Raw genomic sequence first — 23,088 nt, forward strand, 5'->3', positions numbered from 1 at the left:
AAATAAAAGATATGTCTAAATCATTCTCAGAATTAGGAATTTCAGCACCCTTATTAAAAGCATTAGGTGAATTGAGTATTGTTGAACCAACAGAAATTCAGCAAAAGACAATTCCGCTTCTTTTGGCTGAAACTCATGATTTGGTTGGTTTAGCTAAAACCGGAACAGGAAAAACGGCAGCTTTTGGCTTGCCATTGCTACAATTGATTGATGCAGCGTCTCCAATTGTTCAGGCTGTTATTTTGGTACCCACAAGAGAACTTGGACATCAGATTTTTAAGAATTTAGAAGACTTTGGAAAACATATTCCAAATCTTTCTGTTGCAGCTACCTGCGGTGGAATTCCAATAAAACCACAAATCGAACGTCTTTCGCAGCCTACACACATTATCGTAGCAACTCCGGGACGTTTAATTGACCTGATTCAACGCAAAGCTGTTGATTTAAAACAAACACAGTATTTGGTTTTAGATGAAGCAGATGAAATGGTTTCTATTCTTAAAGAAAGCTTAGATGAAATCATTGCTGAATTGCCTAAAAAGCACCGTACCTTATTATTTTCGGCTACTTTACCGGGAACAATAAAACAATTAGTACAGAACTATTTAAATAAAAATGTAGTTCAGATTAGCGCCAGCATGGAGACCATTGGTAACCAGGGAATTGATCACGAATACATAGTGGTTGATCCGATTGAAAAATTGGATGTGCTGATGCATTTTTTAAATTCTAAAGAAGGAGAACGCGGAATTATTTTCTGTAAAACCAAGGCAGCAGTAAACAAACTGGCTAAAAATCTCGCTATCAATCGTTTTTCTTCGGGAGCGCTTCACGGTAGCTTGTCACAAGGAATTCGTGACAGAATTATGGAGCAATTTCGTGAAGGCCATATTAATATTCTGGTTGCTACAGATTTGGCTGCCAGAGGAATAGATGTGAAAGAGATTTCGTATGTTGTTAACTATCATTTACCGGATACTTACGAAGCCTATGTTCACAGAAGCGGAAGAACAGCGAGAGCAGGAGCAAAGGGGCTTTCTTTAACGGTTTTACAAGAGGAGGAAGTGATAGAAATTGCCGATTTTGAAAGAGAATTAGATTTAAAATTCACTGAATTTAAAAAACCGACAGCTGTAAGTTTAGAAGAAAACAATACGCTGTTATGGGCAAAACAAATTTTCAAAACAAAGCCTAATCACGATCTTTCGGCTGAATTAAAAACAAAAGTAAAGACTGTTTTTCATCATTTGACTAAAGATGAACTAATCGAAAAATTGCTGGCCAATTATGTTTTGCAGAACAAAATCGATGTAGTTGAAAAACCTGTTAAAAAATTCAAAAAGTAAGATAGGTTGACTTTGTAGCTGCTTAATTATGTTGTACTTTTAAGGTGATTTTTAAAAGAAAATAATCTTATTCGTAAAACAATATATATGAGAATAGTTATTATTGGAGGTGGGTTTGCAGGTATAAATCTCGCAAAGGAACTTGTAAATCAACCTCAAATTCAAGTGACACTTGTAGATAAGAACAATTACAATTTTTTTCCACCACTTATATATCAGGTTGCAACGGCTTTTTTAGAACCGTCCAGTATAAGTTACCCCTATAGAAAATTTTTTGCAGGCAAAAAGAATCTTCAGTTTCGTTTAGGAGAACTGGTTTCTGTAGTTCCCGGCGAGAATAAGGTAATCTTAAACAATGGCGAATTGAGCTACGATTATCTGGTTTTTGCCACAGGCGCCGAAACAAGCTATTTTGGCATGGAAAACGTGATGAAAAACGCGATTCCGATGAAAACCTTAAATGATGCCATCGAGATGCGAAATACGCTGCTTAAAAACCTCGAGAAAGCAGCCATAACCAAAGATATTAGAAAACGTCGAAAATTGCTGACTATTGTAGTAGCCGGTGGCGGACCTACAGGAGTTGAAGTTTCAGGAATGTTTGCTGAAATGCGCAAAAGCATTCTGCTCAAAGAATATCCGGAATTAGAGACCTCTGCCAGTAATGTGTACTTAGTAGACGGTGGAGATGCTTTGCTCGCTCCAATGAGCGTAGCCTCTCAAAACGATACGTTAGACGCTCTGACTAAGCTGGGAGTTGTAGTGAAACTAAACAGCCGTGTTACTGATTATATTAACGACACCGTACATTTTGAAAACGGAGAAACCATCCAGACTAAAAATCTAATTTGGGCGGCCGGTGTTTCTGCCAAACTTTTTGAAGGGATTCCAAAAGAAAGTTACGGTCGAGGCAGGCGTATGGCTACAGATCAATACAATAAAGTCAATGGTCTTGAAAACGTATATGCAATAGGCGATACCGCTATTTTAGCAGGAGATAAAAACTTTCCTGACGGACACCCGCAAGTGGCTCAGGTAGCCATTCAACAAGGACTGAATTTAGCCAAAAACTTTAAAGCAATGGTTCACAATAAACCACTTAAGGCTTTTGGTTACAAAGACAAAGGTTCTATGGCGATTATAGGAAAGAAGAAAGCTGTGGTAGATTTGCCAAGTCCAAAATGGCATTTCAAAGGTTTCCTTGCGTGGATCATTTGGTTGTTTATACATTTAATATCTCTTATCACATACCGAAACAGGCTAAACACATTCTGGAACTGGATGGTAGCTTATTTTGCCAGAGATCAGTCTTTGAGAATGATTATCAGACCAGATAAAAGGAGTTAAATACTAAATTCCAATTATTTGAAATTTGAAATTCCAAATTTCAATAATTGAAAATCTAAAAATTTAAAAGCCGGAAACTAAAATTTCCGGCTTTTTTGTTTTTGTTCGATTCTACTAGAAGCTAACCTGAATCTAATTATTCAATAGTATTAATAAATCAAAAGAAAAAATCCTTTAAATCTGTGAAATCTGTGGCAACCTTTTTTAGCCACAGATTAAGGAATTAAACAGATTATTGCTAAGTTTTTAAATTCAATTCGTGGAAATTCGTGCAATTAGCGGCAAGTTTTTTTATCACAATATACTTTTATTTTATTAGAGTAAGAGCAATTGTATTAAATAGTTCTTAATATTATAAAGATAATTGTATATTTGCCGCAGATTTTGGTCTGTTTTTCGAAGTTTTTTTGGAGAATAGTTAAAAGGGAATCAGGTGTAAATCCTGAGCAGACCCGCTACTGTAAGTTCTATATAAGTCTTTAAACGTTACTAATGCCACTGTTTGCTGTGCGAATGGGAAGGTTGTTTTAAAGATGGAATAAGTCAGGAGACCTGCCATAATCACATAGTTTAAGACTTTCGTGGTATAAAGTTGAAGAACAAGAATATTCCCTGCTATTTTTATAGCCGGAATATGTCTTATTGCTTCTTATTGTTTACATCTCTGAAAGTTTATTTTAATAAAATCAGTGATGCATAATACCAAAAAAACGCTTTTATTCTTTTTTATAGTATCGGTTCCTTTTTTACTTCAAGCTCAGGTAAAGAAAGACAGTTTAAGGGTTTTAAAGGAAGTAGTCCTAAAATCAAAACCTTATCAGGAGGTAATTCCCGTACAAACACTTTCGGGAAAATTACTCGAAAATCTGGCAAGTCATAACGTTGCCGATGCATTGCGGTATTTTGCAGGAACTCAAATCAAAGATTATGGCGGACTTGGAGGCCTCAAAACGGTTGATGTACGTAATATGGGAACACATCATGTCGGTGTTTTTTATGATGGAATTCAATTAGGCAATGCACAAAACGGAGTTACTGATTTAGGAAAATATTCGTTAGATGATATGGAATCGCTGACCATGTACAATGGACAAAAAAGCGAAATATTTCAATCAGCAAAAGACTTTGCCGCAGCCTCTACCATTTATTTAAGAACCAAAAGACCTGTTTTTGAAGGATCAAAAAAAACAAATGTCTTAGTACGTTACAAAACGATGTCGATCAACTACAATGATCCGTCATTCAGATGGGAACAGAAGTTGAGCGACAAGGTAAGTTTGAGTGTAAGTTCTGAATATATTAAGTCCAACGGAGAGTATAAATACAGATACAAAAGAAACAATCAGGACGGTACTTTAGCTTACGATACTACAGCTGTCAGACGAAATAGTGATATTGAAGCCTTCAGACTGGAATCAGGTCTTTACGGAAAGATCAATAACGGTTCCTGGGATGCCAAAGTATATTATTATGATTCAGAGAGGGGAGCCCCCGGCGCTATTGTAGCAAATAAGTTTAAGGACGGTTTCAGGCAGTACGATAAGAATTTCTTTGCTCAGGCTTTTTTAGTTAAAGAAGTATCCGAGAAATACAAATTTCAGGCAAGAGCAAAATACGCTTACGATTTTACGCATTATGTCGCCAGAGATACAACCAGTATACTAGGAGAAATTGTTACCGAAGGTGCTCAATCTGATGATAGTTACTACCAACAGGAAATATACTTTTCGGCTGTTAACATGTATAGCATAACACCAACATGGGACGTTTCGTTGTCTACAGATTTGCAATACAACAGGTTAAACGCCACAAGAAAGGGGATACAAACCTTATTTTCTTATCCGCAACGTTATACCGCCTTATTTTCTCTCGCCAGTTCGTACCGACTTGGAGGGCTTAAAGTTTTGGGGAGCGTAGTAGGCACGCATGTACAGGAGGAGGTACGTTACAACGCAAAAGCTCCGGACAAAACAGAATTTACACCCGCGTTATTTTTGGGTTACACTCCATTTAAAGACCATGATTTTAATCTAAGAGCATTTGCTAAACGCATTTTTCGAATGCCGACTTTTAATGATTTGTATTACACCATGGTCGGTTCAAGTACTTTAAGACCCGAGTATATGAATCAGTATGATCTTGGTTTTACCTATAAGTTACCAGTGGGAAAAGGTTTTTTTGACACCTTTTCGATCCAGGTTGACGGCTACTACACCAATACCAAAGACAAAATTGTTGCAGCACCTACCGGAAATTTATTCCGTTGGATGATGACCAATATCGGACAGGTTAAAGGCAAAGGAATTGAGTCTGTACTTAATATGGGCACGCATTTTAATAAATTAAGTTTAGTTGCTAATCTGACCTACACGTATTCTGAGAGCAGAGATTATACCAAATTTGCCGGTTTAGAGATCTCATCTTACGGAGATCAGATACCCTACACTCCTTGGCACAGCGGATCGGGAATACTAAACGTAAATTACGAATCATGGAATTTTAACTACAGTTATGTTTATGTAGGAAAACGTTTTAACGGAAATGTAAACAACATAAAAGTCAATGAGGTACAACCTTGGTATACTCACGATTTAGCAGTGCAGAAATCTTTCAAAGTTAAAAATTACCAAATAAAAGGAACCGTAGAAGTTAACAATGCTTTCAATCAGCAGTATGAAGTGATCTACAATTATCCTATGCCGGGACGCACGTTTAAATTTATAATAAGTATTGCGCTATGAAACAAATCCTCACCAAAGTAGTACTAGGTTTATTTATTTCTCTTGCTTTTACTTCCTGCAGAGAAGACGAAACCATTTTTTTATCCTCAGATAAAAATGTTGCTGCACCAAGAAATGATGGCAAAATAGAAGGTTTTTATCTGCTTAATGAAGGAAATATGGGAATGAACCGGGCAAGTATAGATGTCTTTAACTATAGGACAGGAAATTATACAACCGATATTTATTCCGAGCGAAATCCTACTGTTGTAAAAGAATTGGGAGACGTTGGAAATGACATAAAGATATACGGTAATAAAGTTTATGCCGTGATAAACTGCTCGAATAAAATCGAAGTTATAGAAAAATGGACCGCAAAACGCATCAAAAAAATCGATGTACCCAATTGCCGTTATATGGCTTTTTATAAAAATAAAGCTTATGTGAGTTCTTATTCGGGCCCTGTAGCTATTGATCCTAATGCCGAGATTGGATTTGTAGCCGAGATTGATACTACCACATTAGAAATAAAAAGAAAAGTAAAGGTGGGGTATCAGCCTGAGCAAATGGTGGTACACAACGGTAAGTTGTATGTTGCCAATTCAGGTGGCTATCGCGTACCTAATTACGACAGAACTGTGTCTGTAATTGATCTTGAAACGTTTACCGAAATAAAGAAAATAGACGTAGGCATAAACCTTTCGAGTATGCAAATAGACAATCGAGGCGATATTTATGTGAGTTCCCGAGGCGATTATTACAATACACCATCAAATCTTTTTGTCATAGATACCAAAACAGATGAGAAAAAAATGCAATTGGATATTCCGGTTTCAGGAATGTGCATCGTAGACGATTTGCTCTATTTCTATAGCGTATCATGGAGTTATCTCACCAATAGCAACAAAGTAACTTACGGAGTATTAGATACCAGAACCAAAAAGATAATCAGCGACAAGATCATCACAGACGGAACAGATAAAAAGATTATGATTCCTTACGGAATTCAGGTAAATCCCGAAACCAAAGAAATATACATTTCCGACGCTCAGAATTATGTGGTGACAGGATATATCTACTGTTTTACACCGGAGGGCAAACTAAAATGGAAAACCACTGCAGGAAACATTCCGGCACATATTGCTTTTATATTAAAAAACTAAACCAATAAATTATGTATAAAATAGATTTAAAACAATTCCGATTGCTATTGCTTTTACCGGCAATACTGTTGCTTATAAATTGCTCCGGGAGCGACGAAAATGGCGAGAATGGGAATGGAGGACAAGAAGATACAGCATATACAGTGCAAAGAGCAGCGATAGTTGCGGTAACATCAAAAGGAAGTGTTAGTGCAGAAGCTACTTATAGCTGGAGTGTTACAAACGCCCCATCAGAAAATTATGCTTTAGCCAATAGTACAGCCAAAGAAGCTTTGTTTGCAGCAACGGAAGTTGGTCTTTATGAATTAACAGTAAGTATAACGGACAAAGGAATCGTACAGACTCAAAAAATCATGGTAAAGGTCAGTAAAGAAATCAAAGAACTTAAAACTTACATAGCCAAAGTATTTGATTTTAAACCCGCTCCGGGCCAGTTTATAAACGATTTGCCGGCTGCCAATGACGGAGATACTTTTGAAAAGATTTTAGGCAGAGCCAACAGTTATCTGGCGAAGAAAAACGGAGATCTGCTCTCACTTGGCGCATTCGGTGGTTACATTGTTTTTGGGTTTGATCATACTATTGTAAATGTAAAAGGCAAACGTGACTTTAGAATATTAGGGAATGCCTTCTGGGCAGATGCTAATCCAAATCCGGATGTTACGATGCGTGGCGGAAGCAGTGAAGCCGGAGTCATAATGGTTTCTTACGATAAAAATAAAAACGGATTGCCTGATGATGAATGGTACGAAATAGAAGGAGCAGGCCACAAAATGAAAAAGACGATTCACAATTACGAAATCACCTATTACAGACCAGATCCAAACAAAATACCTGTACCGGGCGGTACTACAGGAACGGTAGGTTTTGTGGACATGGAATATATATTATGGAAAGACAATCAAGGAAAAAGTGGTTATCTCGTGCAAAACAATGCTCACAATCATTCTTTAGATTATTGGCCAAAATGGCTAAGAAATCAGGAGTCAATCACTTTCAAAGGGACAAGATTGCCGGATAACGCCGTTGACGAAAGTGGTAAAGGAAATTATTTTGTTCAATACGCCTTTTTATACGGTTATGCAGATAATGCGCCAAATAATGATAATGATTCGGGAATAGACATTGATTGGACGATTGATAAAAACGGAAATAAGTTTCAGCTTCCCGGAATTGATTTCGTCAAAGTTTACAATGGTCTTAATCAGCAGGCAGGATGGTTAGGGGAGACTTCTACTGAATTAATGGGTGCCTCAGATTTGCATCTTTTAGGAGAGAATATCCCGACCAGACCTTAATTAAAAAGTATAAACCAAAATTATTATATCAGAAATTATGAAAAAAAATGGTAGCCATTTATTATTACTTGCCTTTGCATTCCTATGCATAGGATGTAGCAATGATAATGACAAAGCTGAAGCAGAGGTTATAAACCCGATAGCTATTACACTTCAGGAAAAGTACGAGGTAGCTGCGTTTAATGTGTTAAATATTAGCGCTTCTGCGAAAGGAAATGCTCCAACTTATGAGTGGGTAATGACAAAAAATCCTGTGAACCAAAAAACAGATTCGATTGTTGGAAATGCTAAGGACCTAAGATTTATTGCAGTATACGCAGGTGCTTATGAATTTACGGTAAACGTTAAGGAAGGAGATAAAAAAGGAAGCAAAAAAACGATTGTTACTGTAAGTAATGAAGTCAAAAATTACAATCCTTATATAACTGCTATTTATGATTTTAATCCGGCACCGGGCATGTTTGCAAATGATCTGTACACAGTCGGTTTCTCTAAAACAGATGTAATGCGAATTGCATTAGGAAGAATAAATGAAACCAATGTCGGTTATCAAATAGACCTGGGCGGATTTGGAGGATCAATTGTAGTGGGATTTGATCATACAGTTGTAAATGTTTCGGGACAAAAAGATTTTAGAGTCTATGGCGGGGTGCTGACCGATAAAGGAAATCCACCGGCACCCGGGCTTATTTATGTTGCTTATGATACCAACAAAAACGGTAAACCGGATGAGGACGAATGGTTTGAAATCATAGGAAGTAACCATGCTAAAGAAAATACCATCAAGAATTTTAAAATAACGTATCATAGACCCGCAGCAGGAAAACCTGTAGTAGTAAGTGGCGCGAATGATCCTTTTTTAGATCGTGAACATTTATTATGCGAAAATAACCAGAACGATTCGTACTACCTGCCAAGAGCAAAAACTAAAAAAGAATATTATCCAAGCTGGATTGCAGAGGGTACAACTGTTTTTGAAGGAACTAAATTAAATGTTGATTTTAAGCCTGTACGTCCTACACAAACTACTTTATGGGATTTCACAGTTCCTGAATGGGGATATGTAAATGCAGTAAATCCGGATATTGACATTGATTGGGCAGTAGATAAAAAAGGAAACAAAGTAAATCTTCCTGGTATAGATTTTATAAAAGTAGTAAACTGTGTGAGCGAGCCAATGGGGTTATGCATTCAACAGTCTTCTATGGCGACTAAATTCTCGGGAGCAGGCGATCTACACCTGTTAAAAAAATACAATTTAAAGAAAGTAAAAGAAAAAGCAAAAGAATAAGGATATGAAAAAGTATATAAAATATAGTTTGTATGTGTTGGTTTTCAGTGCCTTTTGCAGCTGTAGTAACGACGATCCAAAATCAGATCCTGTAACTTCAGAACCAAAACCGGTTCAGGATCCTACAATCAAACTAAGCTTAAAAGCAGATTATACCACAGAGAGATACAAAGCAGTGGAGGTAAATCCCGAAGTTACAATTGAAAACAGCAACGGGCTAACTCCACAATATAAATGGACATTAAAAGTAACAGATAAAGCCGGTGTCACTAAAGATTTAGTTGTTGGCGATACAAAAAACCTTCTTTTTATTGCTCCTTTGGCAGACAGTTATACGGTTGATTTGACTGTAACGGTGGGCAAAGTTACTAAACAGGCTTCAACCAAAGTTACAGTTTCAGAAACGGGCAAAACATATACTTCTAAAGCATTGACCCTTATAGATTATTTGCCTTCTCCTAATTACAGCATGGATAACTATGAGTTTACAACAAAAGCAGAAGTACTGGAAAGAGTACGTGAAGAACTTAAGGAAGAATCTGAAATTCCGCTAGGTACTTTTGGAGGTTATATTACTGTAGGTTTTGACCATACTGTCATAAATAACTATGGCAAACGTGATTTCAAGATTCAGATGAACAGCAGTTCAACTCTGAAATTCACTCCCGTAAGTGTATACGTAGCCTACGACGCAAACAAAAATGGAATTGCAGATGAAAATGAATGGTATGAAATTGCCGGAAGCGAATACAACAAGTCTTCAACAGTAAAAAATTACGCCGTTACCTATCACAAACCTAATCCCGAAAAAGCACCGGTTGCAGGCAATTTAGATTGGCAGTTTGATAAAGAATATCTTAAATGGAGTGACAATAAAAATGCAACGGGTACTATCACAAAAACAGCAAGATGGGAATATAACAATTACTATCCGCAATGGATGGGCGACTCGTATACAGTGAAAGGAACAAAAGTAGCACTACCTGTAAAAGATGTAAGTGACGGTTCAGGTAAAACATTTAACGTTGGCACTTTTGAATGGGGCTACGGTGGTATTAAAGATCCTTCAATCGATATCAGCTGGGCTGTTGACAGTAATGGAAATAAAGTACACTTACCTGGAATCGATTTTGTAAAAGTGTATGTACCAACATTAGTAGAAATCGGAGCTTTAGATTTGCTGACCAATTCTTTTAAAGAGGCAGAAGATTTGAACTTTACAACAAGCAAATAATTTATGTTGCTAGTTGTGAAATGTAAGATGTAAGATGTAAGATGTGAAATGCAAGATGTGAAAAGTAGTAAATCAATTGCCTCCAGTTTTAACTGGAGATAAAGAATTGATTAGTGATAAATGGCTTTAGCCAAACTCTTTGAAGGTTCAGGTAAAACCTTTGTGCCTTTATCAAGTTGCCATTAACTAAACCAACATTAATTGCATTTGAATTACAAGTAAATAAAGTAAGCATTCAGCAACTTGAATTAAATAATAAAAGCCTCATATTAAGAGGCTTTCAAACAATTAACCACGAATATTAACCTTAATTTTTATAAACAATGAAAAAAGTAGTTTATTTTTTGACCGTAGGATTGCTTTTAGGGCTTTCTTCTTGTAACAACGAAGAGGATACCTTAATTAATGACAGCACAAATGCTGTAAAATACAATACAAGTTCAACTGCAAAGAAAGCGGTAACAGATCCTGCAATAGGAACCACAACAACTCTTAATCTTACAAGTGCTTTATTGACCAACGGTACAACAACAAGTGGTGGTAAATATTGGGAGAATACCTACGTATCAAACACGAAACTTAATGTAGACATTTTTACATTTGCGCACACTGCGGTGTCATCAGGGTACAATTACTGGGATGGTTTTATCGTATCAAATGTAAATAACATTACCAATTTTGGATCTGGAGCAGGTTCAGGAGGATCAAATGGTTGGGTAGCCAATCAATGGGGAACTATGGCAGGAAGCGGTTCCGGTACAGCCTCTACAATTGCTGCCGGAACTCCGGGTACAACAGGAGATCCTTTTATCCTGGCATACTGGTCTAGTTATACAGATCCTAAGAATCCGGCAGGTACAACTTTTAGCGAAGCTAGTTTCTCTAACTGGATTAAAATTGGAAATACAGCAACTTATCAAGTTAAAGGTTTAAAAATCAACATGCACCCATGGCCATATTATGGTTGTCTTTATGGAGATGGTTTTGCAAGAGCTTTTGTTTCTGGTGATCATTTTGAATTGTTAATTTATGGAGTTAACGCAAGTGGAGTGATTTCAAGCCCAATCGTACATTCATTAGCCAATTATACCGGAGGATCATTAGTGATGCCAACTGGTTGGATCAATGTAAATACAACAGATCTTCAAAGCTTAGGAAATGTGAAATATCTTGTTTTCCAAATGGCTTCAACAGATTCTCATGCTACCTATGGAATGAATACTGCAGCGTATTTCTGTTTAGATAAGCTTTCTGTAAAGCGTGTAAACTAAGAAACACATCTTTATGATAACAAAAACCATTTCAGGATTTTATTCTGAAATGGTTTTTTGTTTTTAATTACAGCTACTTCATCTAAGAATAATATTTATTTTTAGTAATTAATTCAAGTTGCTAGTTTGAAAAGAGCAAAAAACAAAGCAGTGGTTCAGTAAATTTGTTTTCCGAATATTTGGAAATTGTAAGATCTCTTTTTTAAATTTCTTTAAATCAATTGCCTCCAATTTTAATTGGAGGACAAGAATTAAAAAATAATGAATGACTTTAGCCAAACTTTTTAAAGATTTGGCTTTATGCAACGTTGTGAGGGATTTTTATAGTGTGTACAGTATCATTCAGAATACTAATGATCTGATTTCTTATTTAATGATAATTTTAAAATGACTACAAATTGAATGCAATCCTATTAAAGAAAACTGGCGGAGTTGAAAATTTTGAACTTAAGGAAATCGAACAACCCCAAATCAAAGAAGATGAAGTGCTCATCAGAATCAGAGCAGTAGCTTTCAATCCTATTGATTATCAAATGCGACAAGGCGGTACTGAAAGCAAGTTGTTGAAATCACCAATTTTAGGGCGCGAACTGTCGGGAGTAATTGTACAATTGGGTAAAAATGTAAATTCATTTCAGATTGGAGATGAAGTATCGGCTTATGTAGGAAGTTTAGCCTCAAGCGGAACCTATACAGAATTTATAAGCGTTCCCGGTAAATTAATTGCCAAAAATCCTATTGGCATCAGTTTAGAAGAAGCTGCTGCAATACCTATGGTTGGAATGACTGCTCTGCAATGTTTCAACAGAGTTTCGATACCACAGGAGAAACCAATTTTTATCGCAGGTGGAGCAGGAGGAGTGGGAACAATTCTTATTAAACTGCTATTAGCAAACGGAAATAAAAATATTTACACCACCTCAGGAAACAAGGAAAGTTTTGATCATTTAATACATATTGGACTGAAAGAAAATGCCATCATTGATTATAAAAAAGAAGATGTTATCACAACATTAAAAGCTAGAATCGAAAATGAATATTTTGAATATGTAATAGATTTGGTTGGAGGAAAAATGTCTGAAGTATGTGCAGAACTTGTTGCAGTTTTTGGAACTTATATCGATGTAACTTTCCTTACTACAGAAAATGCTAAAGAACTATTGTTTGACAAAGCAACAACAATCATTAACATTGCCAACTATGCTCCAGCTTTAAAAAGCGGCCCGGAAAAGTTTGAATATTACGGACATACTTTAAAAACTCTTTTTGATAAAATCGCAGACAATGATATTAGTCCGACAGCAATAAATATAGTGGGAAATCTAAGTGTAGAGACCGTACAAACTGCACATCAACTAATGGAAAACAATCAAACAAAAGGGAAGAAACTAATAATGTTAGTTGATTAATAATTACCGTTTTTGAAGAAATTGATTGATTGTATATGTGCATCATTGACAGGTAAAAGTAAAATCGTTTCAGCGATAAACTTAAATTACTTATGAAACATGTCAATGCTAAATGTTTGTCTGTTATTTAGTTATGGAGCTAAATTCTATGTGCCCACTTTTATTGAATATCAAAAAAAAGACTTAATTTTATACAACATGCAATGTAAATTTATAGGATATAAAGTCAACTAACACTTTTGTTGAATATGGAAAATTTTGATTGGACTTCATTTACAAAAAGAATCGCTATAAAAGCTGATCTGGCGACTATCTATGATGCCTGGACAAAGTCGGGTGAATTGGAAAAATGGTTTCTCAAAGAGGCTGATTTTTTCAACGAAGCTAATGAGGCATTAGAAAAAAACAGAAATGGAACTGAAGGTAATACGTACAATTGGCTGTGGTATCTTTATGATGACAGCATGACAGGAACTGTAAAGTCAGCGAATGGAAAAGATCAATTGCAATTTACCTTCGAAGGAACATGTTTGGTAGACGTCAAGTTAAGCGAATTAAATGATTATACGATAGTTGAATTAAAACAGCACAACATTCCAATTGATGACAACTCCAAAAAGTTTTTAAGATTAGGTTGTTCCAATGGTTGGCACTTTTATCTGTGCAACCTAAAATCAGTATACGAAGGAGGCTTAGACTTACGCAATAAAGACACTGCTCTGGACCCAATGATCAACAACTAAATAAATCTAAGCTAGTTCCGCTTCAAAATGACTAGTACAAGGTTAGTATCTCCAATTCAAATAAAAAATAAAAAAAATCCGTTTCTACCCGCGTATTTACGAAGTAAACCCGCGTCATCCGCGTTAAAAAAAACGCCCAGTTTTCACACAACGAAATAATTTATTCACACCACTAAAAAGAAAAAAGAATGAGTCTAGATACTGAGATTTTAATACGTTTTTTTCTTGCGCTGCTTTGGGGTGGACTCGTAGGCGCAGAACGCGAATATCGAGGTAAAGTAGCCGGATTCCGTACCACCATTATGATTTCGTTCGGAGCCTGTTTTTTTACCATTATGTCAATTGCAGTTGGTGGGGCAGGAAATCCGGATCGTATCGCATCAAATATTGTAACCGGTATCGGGTTTTTAGGTGCGGGAGTCATCTTTCGCGGTAACAATCGCATTAGCGGTATTACAACCGCTGCCACTATTTGGACAGTGGCTGCAGTAGGTATGGGAATAGGAGCAGGTTATTATTTTGCCTCAGCCTGCGCAAGTTTGTCTATTCTATTTATATTGGCTGTATTGCCTTCTTTGCAAAAGCGAATTGACCGTCTTAATCAGTCCCGAAGTTTTTATATCCGCAGCCATAGAGAGTCGAATGCCGTTATGCTTTGTGAGCAAGAGATGAAAAGGCTCAAAATTAAATACAAATTGGTACGACAAGTTCGCGATGGCGAAAAAATACATCTGACCTGGACCTTACACGGAAGCGCTGAAAACATGAGTACTTTTTTTGACAGTATGTTTAAAGCAGAATATATTGATTTTATGGAATCGTGATGTAATTTTAGATTGTAGAGTGTAGATTGTAGAGTGTAGATTTTGCCCCTCGACTTCGCTCAGGGTGACATTTAGATTTTAAACTTTGGAATTTTTACCCTAGACTGGTTTCTCTCTTAAATCTTTGATATTAAGCATATCTTAAGAAAGTTTCGGTCACTCGTCTTTATATAAAAATTATTTTTACATTTGCTTAATTTTAACTATTCTAAATAAAAATATATGAAAAATGTATATCCTAAAGTCGCTTTAGGTTTAATGGCCGGATTGACTTTTTTTGCCTGTAGCAGTAATGATGATAAGAATGAAGATACAACTAATAATCCGCCTGCAGTAACCAAGAAGCAAGTGATTGCAAATTATGCGGATATTGCATATGCAAACTATAAAAAAGCATATGATGATGCTGTACTTTTAGAAACTGCCATTACAACTTTTACAGCTACTCCGACAGCTGCGAATTTTACGGCAGCAAAGGAAGCATGGAAAACATCAAGAGAAAGCTACGGGACTACAGAAGCTTTTCGTTTTGCAAACGGACCAATTGACGGGGATGATAACGGACCGGAAGGACTTTTGAATTCATGGCCATTAGACGAAAATTTTATTGATTATGTAGATGGAGCTCCGACTTCCGGAATTATAAACAATACAACTGATTTTCCGGTTTTATCTAAAAAGATTCTTGCTGATGAAAATGCTTTAGATGAAGACGAATTAAATGTAAGTGTAGGATACCATGCGATAGAATTCCTATTATGGGGGCAAGATTTAACTGCTCCTTCTGCAAATTTACCAGGACAGAGACCTTACACAGATTATATTAGTGGTGCCGGAGGTACAGCAACAAATCAAGGCCGTAGAGCTGATTATTTAAAATTTTGTGCTGATCTATTAACAGATAATCTGGATTATTTAGTACAACAATGGAAAGTAGGAGGTGTTTACAGAACTAAATTTTTGGCTTTGCCGGAAAATGATGCAATCAAAAATATCTACTTGGGGATTACTACACTGGTTAGTGCCGAATTGCCTGTAGAGCGTATGATTGTTGCTGTTGAAAATGCAAGTCAGGAAGACGAACATTCTTGTTTTAGCGATAATACACACAGAGATATTGCTTTAAACACACAAGGTGTTATCAATGTATACCTAGGCAAATACGGAGCTATTGACGGACCTTCATTAGAAGATTTGGTTAAACAGACAGATACTAAGGTTTATGATGATACTGCAGCTTCGATAACAGCATCAGTTACAAAAGTAGGAGCTATTCAGATCCCGTTTGATTTAGCGATTTCAGGTGGACCAACATCAGTAGAAGGAGCAAAAGTAAAAACTGCTGCTCAGCAACTACAAAATTTAGGTAGTAATTTATTGGCAGGAGCCGCAAAAATTGGTGTAATCGTTAACGGATAATCAATTTTAAGGATTAATTAAAACAAAAAGTGTTCCTTTGTAGAACACTTTTTTGTAAATAAGATGAAGAATTTAAGAGTTTATTGGTTTGTTATTGTGTGTGTTATACTCCACAGTTGTAGTGATAATAACAATGATGATGAAGAAAGTTACATTCCTTTAACAGCAGAAGAAGGAGAGCAATTGTCGGGTGGTGTCGGAACCGTTTTTAACACCAGTGAGGAGGCTTTTGGCTTTTTTATGCCAACGCTTACCTTTGATCAGCAAACAGATTTTGGTGTCGGAAATTCCTTTTTCAGACAAAGCTGGGTTACAGCACCTTCCTCTACTACAGCCAGAGATGGTTTAGGTCCTTTTTTTAATGCACATTCCTGTTCAAGTTGTCATTTTAAAGACGGACGAGGCAGGCCACCATTGTTTGATGGAGAGGATAGAGCCGGATTGCTTTTTCGTCTTTCAGTTGTGGGGCAAGATGCTAACGGACTTGGTTTTCCTGATCCGGTTTACGGTTCGCAATTACAGGATCATGCTATTCTAGGGCAGACAGTAGAAGGACAGTTTACAATTAGTTATCAGCCCATAAAAGAAACTTTTGATGATGGTACGGTAGTTACTTTACAAAAACCGTTGTACACTATTACTAATTTAGGATATGGTCCATTGGCTGCTGTACAGATCTCACCGAGAATCGCCAATCAGATAATTGGTCTCGGATTGCTTGAAGCCATTTCTGAAAGTACAGTTATAGGTTTTGCTGATGAAAATGATAGCAATGGAGACGGAATCTCGGGCAAACCCAACTATGTACACGATGTTGTAAGCAATTCAACTAAGCTAGGTCGCTTTGGATGGAAAGCCAATCAGCCCAATGTAAAACAACAGGTTGCTGCTGCTTTATCGGGAGATATGGGAATTACTTCGGGCCTATTTCCTAACGAAAGTGGGCCGAAAGGAGTTGATTTAACAACGATACCAAACGGTGGAACTCCCGAAATCACAGACAGTAATTTAGACAGAATGGCTTTTTATTCCAGTACTTTAGCGGTTCCGGCAAGAAGGAATTATACCGATCAAAACGTATTAAAAGGCAAGAAAACTTTTGAAACTATTGGATGTACGAGTTGTCACATTCCGAAAATTCAGACCGGAACCACGCATCCAATAACCATTTTGCGCAATCAGACCATCCGACCATATACCGACCTGTTATTGCATGATATGGGAGCTGGTTTAGCAGATAATGCTACAGATTTTAAAGCTTCAGGATCAGAATGGAGAACTCCGCCATTATGGGGAATCGGATTGATTAAAATAGTAAACGGACACACTAACCTCTTGCATGACGGAAGAGCCAAAAATGTAGAAGAAGCTATTCTATGGCACGGTGGAGAAGGGCAAAAGGCCAAAGAGAAGTATAAGAAATTGAGTGCAACAGAAAGAGAAAACCTTCTCAGCTTTATTAATTCATTGTAATACTGATGTGAAGAAGTGAGATGTTATATGTGAAATGTTATATGTGAAATGTGAAATTTCTTTTTGTAGTAACTAATTCTTCGTCTATGGCTAATAAAATAATCAATTCAGTTGCTTATTGAATAAAAAAAAAATAGTCTTAAATAAGTCATTAATTCCATTTGCTAGTTAATCGCTTTATTTTCTTTTAATCCGAATGTAAATAATGTATTTTTTTTTTGAATTGCCTCCAGTTTTAAATGGAGATTGTTTATTCAGAAAGAGACAAAGGTTTTAGCCGAATTTTCAAAGAATTTGGCTAAAACCTCTTTTTTATTGATCTATTCTTTTCCTCCAATTAAAATTGGAGGCAATTGATTTAAATTAACTAAAAAATCAACATTTCTCGCTTTTGGCTGTAACTTTTTATCTTTTTAGACTCACAACTTGAATTAATTAAAAGAAACGCTATAAAATTCTAGTGCAGTCGCTAAGTAAAAGTCAAATTATCCAAAATTTGCCATTTTCCGGAGTTACATCTCACATTTCACAAATAACATTTCACATATAAAAAAGCATCCGCAAAATCAAACTGATCTTGCGGATGCTTTTTTGTGTCGAACCTATTAAAATCTAAACTCTAAAGTAGTATAAAATGTTCTCGTATCTGATGGGATAATTCCGGGACCCGGATAACCTGTGGCACGACGGGTAAAATATTTACTGTCTGTAAAATTTGTAACTCCTGCTTCCAGTTTCCAGTTTCTCCATTTGTAAGAGCTTGAAAAATCGGCTACGAAATAGGCTGGTATCTCACCTGAAATACCGTCACCTATATTATTCTCTCCCGTTGGTAAATTTAAGGCATCTGTATACTGTGAAGTGACATAAGTGATCTGTACACTGGATTTAAAATTTTTGTATCCGATTCCACTTCCGCTTTTAATATTAAAAAGAGGAACAAATTCTACCGAATTACCTTTGACTCCCGGTACTTCTGATTTCAGATATTTTGAATTTGTCACGGCTACATTGGCAAAAACATTCCACGACCAATTTGGATTCTCATTCAGGAATGTATTGGCTAGATTCCAATCTGTCATGGTTTCAAAACCATAAGTAAAGGCGGTTCCAATATTGTCTCGAACACGAAGGTATGTATTATTTACATCAGCAGGATATTCCCCAATTTTATCATTATAATACAAACCATAAATACTGGAGTCAAAATTAAGTATGTTTTTGTACTTACCACGAATACCAATATCTGAAGTATATCCTTTCTCGTCAGTAATACTAGGAGAAATTACCTGACCCGCATTAACTGTTCTGATATCATTGAAGGTAATAGAACGATAGTTTTGTGATAGATTACCATAGAATTCAATACTGTTCTTCGGTTTATAACTTAAACCGACACCAAATAAAACAAAATCCCTGTTTTTGACATTATCTTCATATTTGGTTTCATCCAAAAGGACATTCCCGGCAAGATCAAGATTTATTCTTCGATACGATCCGATTGCTTGTGTTTTTATTTTTTCAATTCTAAATCCCGGTGTAATAGAAAAACTAGGGGAGATTCGGAATATATTTTCTCCAAATAGGGAATAATTTAAATTTGGAAAACGATAATCAGATTGGCTGCCATAAAGCGGAAACTCAGCTGTTGCCAGATTAAAATTAGCATCGCTGCCGGAGCTTCCCGGGCCTTGAATACCGGTATTTTTGGACTGGTAGTATTTGGCTCCAATTAGAAAAGCACTTGAGTTGCCACTGATCTCATATTTTTGAAGATACCTTGCTTCTGCGCCCCAGTTCACAAAATCGCCTTTAATTAAATCACGGACAGTTCCTTCTTTATCGGGTTGTGAAACACGATTCGGACGGAATCCTACTGTTTTTCTACTGGCATCTAAACCAAATAATTGCAGTGAGAAGTCAGCATCATGTTTAAAATGATGTTTGAAACGCAAGGCAAATAAGTTCCAGTTTACTCCAAACCAATTTCGGGCTCTGTTACTTTGTACAGGATCCTCGGCAAACATTTTATCAGTTAATCCACCTGCTTGTTGAGCCAGATAAGTAAAATAAGTATAGTCAAAATGCAAAGAAGTGTTGTCCGTAAACTGATAGTTTAAATTGGCAAAAAAGTTTTTACTGTCAAAATCTGAATTAGGCCTAAAACCATTCCCTTGTTTGTAATTATAAAAGGTATAATAGCTGAATTTTCCGGTTGTCCCACTCAAACTTGTAAAATTGGTAAACAAACCATAAGACCCGATTGTGTTTCGGGTAACAAATTCAATTGGTTTTTCACTCGGACTTTTCATGATAAAATTTACCAGACCTCCAAATTGTGTTCCGTATTGCAAAGAGGCTGCACCACGTACAATCTGAATTTCCTGCAAAGCCTCGGTCGGTGTTGCATAATAACTTTCAGGATAGCCCAAAACATCTGCGCTAATGTCATAATCGTTCTGACGGGTATTAAAGTTCGCCGTTCTATTTGGATTTAATCCACGACCACCAATGCTTAATTGCAAACCTCCATCTGAACTTTCATTAATGGTAAGACCAACTACTTGCGCATAGACCTGACGAGGATTATTGGCCGCTTTATTTGCGATTATTTTATCCAGAACGACTACTTCTGTTTTTTTTCCGGCATAAATGGCGGTTTCTTCAATATCTTTTAGTTTGCGCAAGGCAAAAACTTTATCTTTTTCTTTCTGTATTACTACTTCTGAAAGATTGGTCATTTTTTGAAGAACAATTTTAACAGCAGTGGTGGGGGCACTAAAAGTTTCATCCAAAGCAGCGTAGTCTTCTTTGTAAAATACAAGAGTATAGTCTCCGGGATTTGGCACTGTCAATGCAAAATCCCCTTGTTTATTGGTATATACTTTTTGAGTACTAACATTGGTAAAAACCTCTACATAAGGCAATTTCTCACCATTTTGATCGGTCACAGTTCCTGTTATTTGTGTTTGAGCAAAGCTACTTATCGTAAAAAACAGTACAATAATAAGGCTAAAGTCCTTTAATTTCATCGTTGAAAGGTAAAATCCATGTTTTGGCACGGAATGATTCATATTCTTTTGCGAGATCTGTATTGGGATCAATGTATTGTTTGCTTAATCTTCCGTTGAGCGCGACGTAACTGTCTACTCTGACTTCGGGATTAACAATACCTTGTTTTTGATAATAATCGTGTAGAAAATGGGCATATTCGAGTATAAAATCCGGTTGAAATGCCATTTGTTTTTCCTGAAAAGCCGTTAAAAAATGACTGTTGTTGATCAGGATTGTTTTTTTTGTGAGACTGTCAGTGACCCTAAATTGAGTATAACCTGCTTTTTCCATCAGCATTACACGCCAGGAGAAACGGAATCCTTCCTCGGTCCAGAATAGCTCTCCAGGATAAAAAAGGTACCGAAAAGGAAATGTTAATTGAAAAATCAGGAAAGTCGTCAGAAAAGCAAGTTTCGTTTTATAGAGAACAGATTGTGTTGGCTTTTGATCTTTCCCATTTTCGAAAGCGGTATAATCTAGTTTAAAAAGTCCTGTTAGAAAAACCAGTACTCTTTTATGAAAATTACTTTCAAAAAAGATAAGAGAACTGATAATCATGACATAAGGAAATACTCCAATTGGAAACAAAATTTTAGTCAAAACATGAAATACCACCACCAATACAAAAGCAAAAATACGAGTGCGTTTGTACAATAATAAAAACGGAATACTTAGATCGTATAACATTCCGGTCCAGCTAAAGGTAAAGTGCACCCAATTCTCGTTTAAGAAACTGCCAATCAGTGGCAGATTATGATTGGTTGGCAACCATATTTTTAGCGGCATTGCCTTAAAAAGCCAATCTGAATTGAGTTTAGCCAAACCGGCATAGAAATACACAATTCCGAGTAAAAGTTTTAAAATATCGGTCGTCCAACGCGGAATTTTTTCAAAAGCTAATTTAGAGTTCCTAAAAGCATCTACCGAAAAAGTAGCATTTGCAGGAAGAAAAATCAAAACGAAACTAACGATCGAAATAAAATAATAATGATTGAGATAGGTAGTCTTATCCATAAACTCAATATAAGTAAAGCTTAAAAAGAAAACTACTGCCGAGAAGCGATACAGAAAGCCTACAGCTACAAAAGCGGCAGATACTATAGCACCAAAGAACAGTAAATAAGTCAATTTACCAAAAGACTTTACCCATTCGAATCCATAATAAGTAAAATGAAATAAGGGTTCGATATAAAATTTTTCGACCCAACCATAACTCATAAAACGGAGTAGACTGAAAAGCATCATTAAACCAAACGCTAGCCTGAAAAAAGCTAGCGTTGTGGCCTGAGTTGTTGTATTAATATAGTTTTGGATATAATTACTCATACTTAATCTCCATCACCATCTACATAGTCAATTGTAATATTCAATGCCTGCATCATATCTAACTTGGTGTAGATTACATTTTTTTGTAGGGCATCATAAGCAGTTAACATTTTTGTATTATCATTTACAACCTGTTGCGATAAGCTGTTACTTAAGGTCTGATTAGTTGTGAAAATGGTAGCAAACTGCGTATTGATAATGTCACTTAATTTTTTTCCATCGCGTGTTGCATTTACATAATCTAAATACGCTTTTAGAGACGGGCCGGTTGTTTCAGAAGCAAAATATTTACCGTTAAAAAAATCTTGCGAAGCTTTTACTCCAATGTTCAGTAAGTCTCTGGAAACATCATTTTTGTAATAGGCTTCTACTTTTTCAGGAAAGGTTGTTCCGTTAGAGAATTTCCCGGCAGGAATACCCAATTTTCCGCTTCTGACATCTTTTTCAAAATTCTTTACAAAATTATTGGTAGTTTCAGCTATAGACGAACCAACTGCCGTACTGCTGTTTTTGATATAACTTTCACGATACCCTGATTTCCATGAAGCAAGAACAGTGTCGCTGTTTTGTTTTAGCTTGGTAATAACATCCGATAAATACTTTTTATACTTGGCTGCATTTGCATTTGTGGTATAAAAAACAAGAATGCCGGCATCATCGGCCGCTAAACCGTTTAATAGATAATCCAAGCCCGGAAAACCTTGTCTGCTGTATTGTGAAAGTAAATCAAGGTTGTAGGTTCCGGTAATATTAGCATTTATACCAGCGGCATCTGCAGGGTAGGTATTGCTCATGGCATTAAAATTAATATCAAGGGCTTTACCAAAATTGTAAATTGCAGTATATTGATACGCTTTGTAGGCATCTAACCATGCAGCACGAACTATTTTAAGGTTTGCATCGGTTGGAGTTGTATTAAAAGCTGTCGCTGCGGTCTGTAATGTCGCTACTTTTGTCTGATAATTAGTATAACTCGGAATAATAATATTATCTGCCCAGTTTGTCAACATTGCGGTTCTGTCGAAGTTATTTCCTCCTCCTGTATCAGTATCATTATTATCATTACCTGATGAACAGGCATAAATACCAACAATAAGACCTAGAATTAAAATTATTTTTTTCATAATCGTAAATTTTCAATAGACAAGCTATTTTACTGAAAGTCAAATT

General features: G+C 36.3%; 16 protein-coding genes and 1 riboswitch. Of the genes, 13 read left to right on the forward strand and 3 right to left on the reverse strand.

Features of this window, described 5'->3' with window-relative positions:
- Positions 1 to 11 precede the first annotated feature (11 nt).
- The 13 genes from G3A47_RS13425 to G3A47_RS13485 all read left to right on the forward strand — a co-directional run bounded on the left by G3A47_RS13425 (position 12) and on the right by G3A47_RS13485 (position 17,538).
- Positions 12 to 1,346, forward strand: a complete 1,335-nt coding sequence (locus G3A47_RS13425; protein WP_166923130.1) for a DEAD/DEAH box helicase — start codon at positions 12 to 14, stop codon at positions 1,344 to 1,346.
- Positions 1,347 to 1,433: 87 nt separating this feature from the next.
- Positions 1,434 to 2,693 (forward strand): NAD(P)/FAD-dependent oxidoreductase, encoded by a 1,260-nt coding sequence (locus G3A47_RS13430; protein ID WP_166923132.1) that lies wholly within the window; start codon positions 1,434 to 1,436, stop codon positions 2,691 to 2,693.
- Positions 2,694 to 3,061: 368 nt separating this feature from the next.
- A riboswitch (cobalamin riboswitch) is annotated at positions 3,062 to 3,267 on the forward strand.
- Between the two features lie 118 nt (positions 3,268 to 3,385).
- A complete protein-coding gene (locus tag G3A47_RS13435; protein ID WP_166923134.1) occupies positions 3,386 to 5,434 on the forward strand; it encodes a TonB-dependent receptor in 2,049 nt (682 codons plus the stop codon).
- On the forward strand, positions 5,431 to 6,576 hold the full coding sequence (locus G3A47_RS13440) for a DUF5074 domain-containing protein (protein ID WP_166923136.1): 1,146 nt from the start codon (positions 5,431 to 5,433) through the stop codon (positions 6,574 to 6,576). The genes G3A47_RS13435 and G3A47_RS13440 overlap by 4 nt, the downstream gene beginning before the upstream one ends.
- Positions 6,577 to 6,587: 11 nt before the next feature.
- A complete protein-coding gene (locus G3A47_RS13445) occupies positions 6,588 to 7,874 on the forward strand; it encodes a cell surface protein (protein ID WP_166923138.1) in 1,287 nt (428 codons plus the stop codon).
- 37 nt (positions 7,875 to 7,911) lie between these two features.
- A complete protein-coding gene (locus G3A47_RS13450) occupies positions 7,912 to 9,165 on the forward strand; it encodes a hypothetical protein (protein WP_166923139.1) in 1,254 nt (417 codons plus the stop codon).
- Between the two features lie 4 nt (positions 9,166 to 9,169).
- On the forward strand, positions 9,170 to 10,399 hold the full coding sequence (locus G3A47_RS13455; RefSeq protein ID WP_166923140.1) for a hypothetical protein: 1,230 nt from the start codon (positions 9,170 to 9,172) through the stop codon (positions 10,397 to 10,399).
- 323 nt (positions 10,400 to 10,722) lie between these two features.
- Positions 10,723 to 11,670, forward strand: coding sequence for a DUF4465 domain-containing protein (locus G3A47_RS13460; protein WP_166923141.1), 948 nt, complete (start codon positions 10,723 to 10,725; stop codon positions 11,668 to 11,670).
- Positions 11,671 to 12,068: 398 nt separating this feature from the next.
- Positions 12,069 to 13,079, forward strand: coding sequence for a quinone oxidoreductase family protein (locus G3A47_RS13465; protein ID WP_166923142.1), 1,011 nt, complete (start codon positions 12,069 to 12,071; stop codon positions 13,077 to 13,079).
- Positions 13,080 to 13,327: 248 nt separating this feature from the next.
- On the forward strand, positions 13,328 to 13,822 hold the full coding sequence (locus G3A47_RS13470) for an SRPBCC family protein (protein WP_166923143.1): 495 nt from the start codon (positions 13,328 to 13,330) through the stop codon (positions 13,820 to 13,822).
- Positions 13,823 to 14,010: 188 nt separating this feature from the next.
- Positions 14,011 to 14,646, forward strand: a complete 636-nt coding sequence (locus G3A47_RS13475; protein ID WP_166923144.1) for an MgtC/SapB family protein — start codon at positions 14,011 to 14,013, stop codon at positions 14,644 to 14,646.
- 222 nt (positions 14,647 to 14,868) lie between these two features.
- Positions 14,869 to 16,065, forward strand: coding sequence for an imelysin family protein (locus tag G3A47_RS13480; protein ID WP_166923145.1), 1,197 nt, complete (start codon positions 14,869 to 14,871; stop codon positions 16,063 to 16,065).
- A gap of 63 nt (positions 16,066 to 16,128) precedes the next feature.
- Entirely contained in the window at positions 16,129 to 17,538 is a 1,410-nt protein-coding gene (locus G3A47_RS13485) for a di-heme oxidoreductase family protein (protein ID WP_166923147.1), read from the forward strand.
- A gap of 605 nt (positions 17,539 to 18,143) precedes the next feature.
- Here the strand turns inward: G3A47_RS13485 and G3A47_RS13490 are convergent.
- Genes G3A47_RS13490 through G3A47_RS13500 form a run of 3 tightly spaced genes read right to left on the reverse strand, consistent with a single transcriptional unit; the run spans position 18,144 to position 23,042 of the window.
- Positions 18,144 to 20,570, reverse strand: a complete 2,427-nt coding sequence (locus G3A47_RS13490) for a TonB-dependent receptor domain-containing protein (protein ID WP_166923148.1) — start codon at positions 20,568 to 20,570, stop codon at positions 18,144 to 18,146.
- A complete protein-coding gene (locus G3A47_RS13495; protein WP_166923150.1) occupies positions 20,551 to 21,918 on the reverse strand; it encodes an HTTM domain-containing protein in 1,368 nt (455 codons plus the stop codon). Before G3A47_RS13495 ends, G3A47_RS13490 begins: the two co-directional genes overlap by 20 nt.
- Before the next feature lie 2 nt (positions 21,919 to 21,920).
- The gene (locus G3A47_RS13500; RefSeq protein WP_166923151.1) at positions 21,921 to 23,042 is read right to left on the reverse strand and encodes an imelysin family protein; all 1,122 of its coding nucleotides are present in this window, start codon (positions 23,040 to 23,042) and stop codon (positions 21,921 to 21,923) included.
- Positions 23,043 to 23,088 lie beyond the last annotated feature (46 nt).

The sequence above is a fragment of the Flavobacterium poyangense genome (genome assembly GCF_011751075.1).
Taxonomy (GTDB): Bacteria; Bacteroidota; Bacteroidia; order Flavobacteriales; family Flavobacteriaceae; genus Flavobacterium; species Flavobacterium poyangense.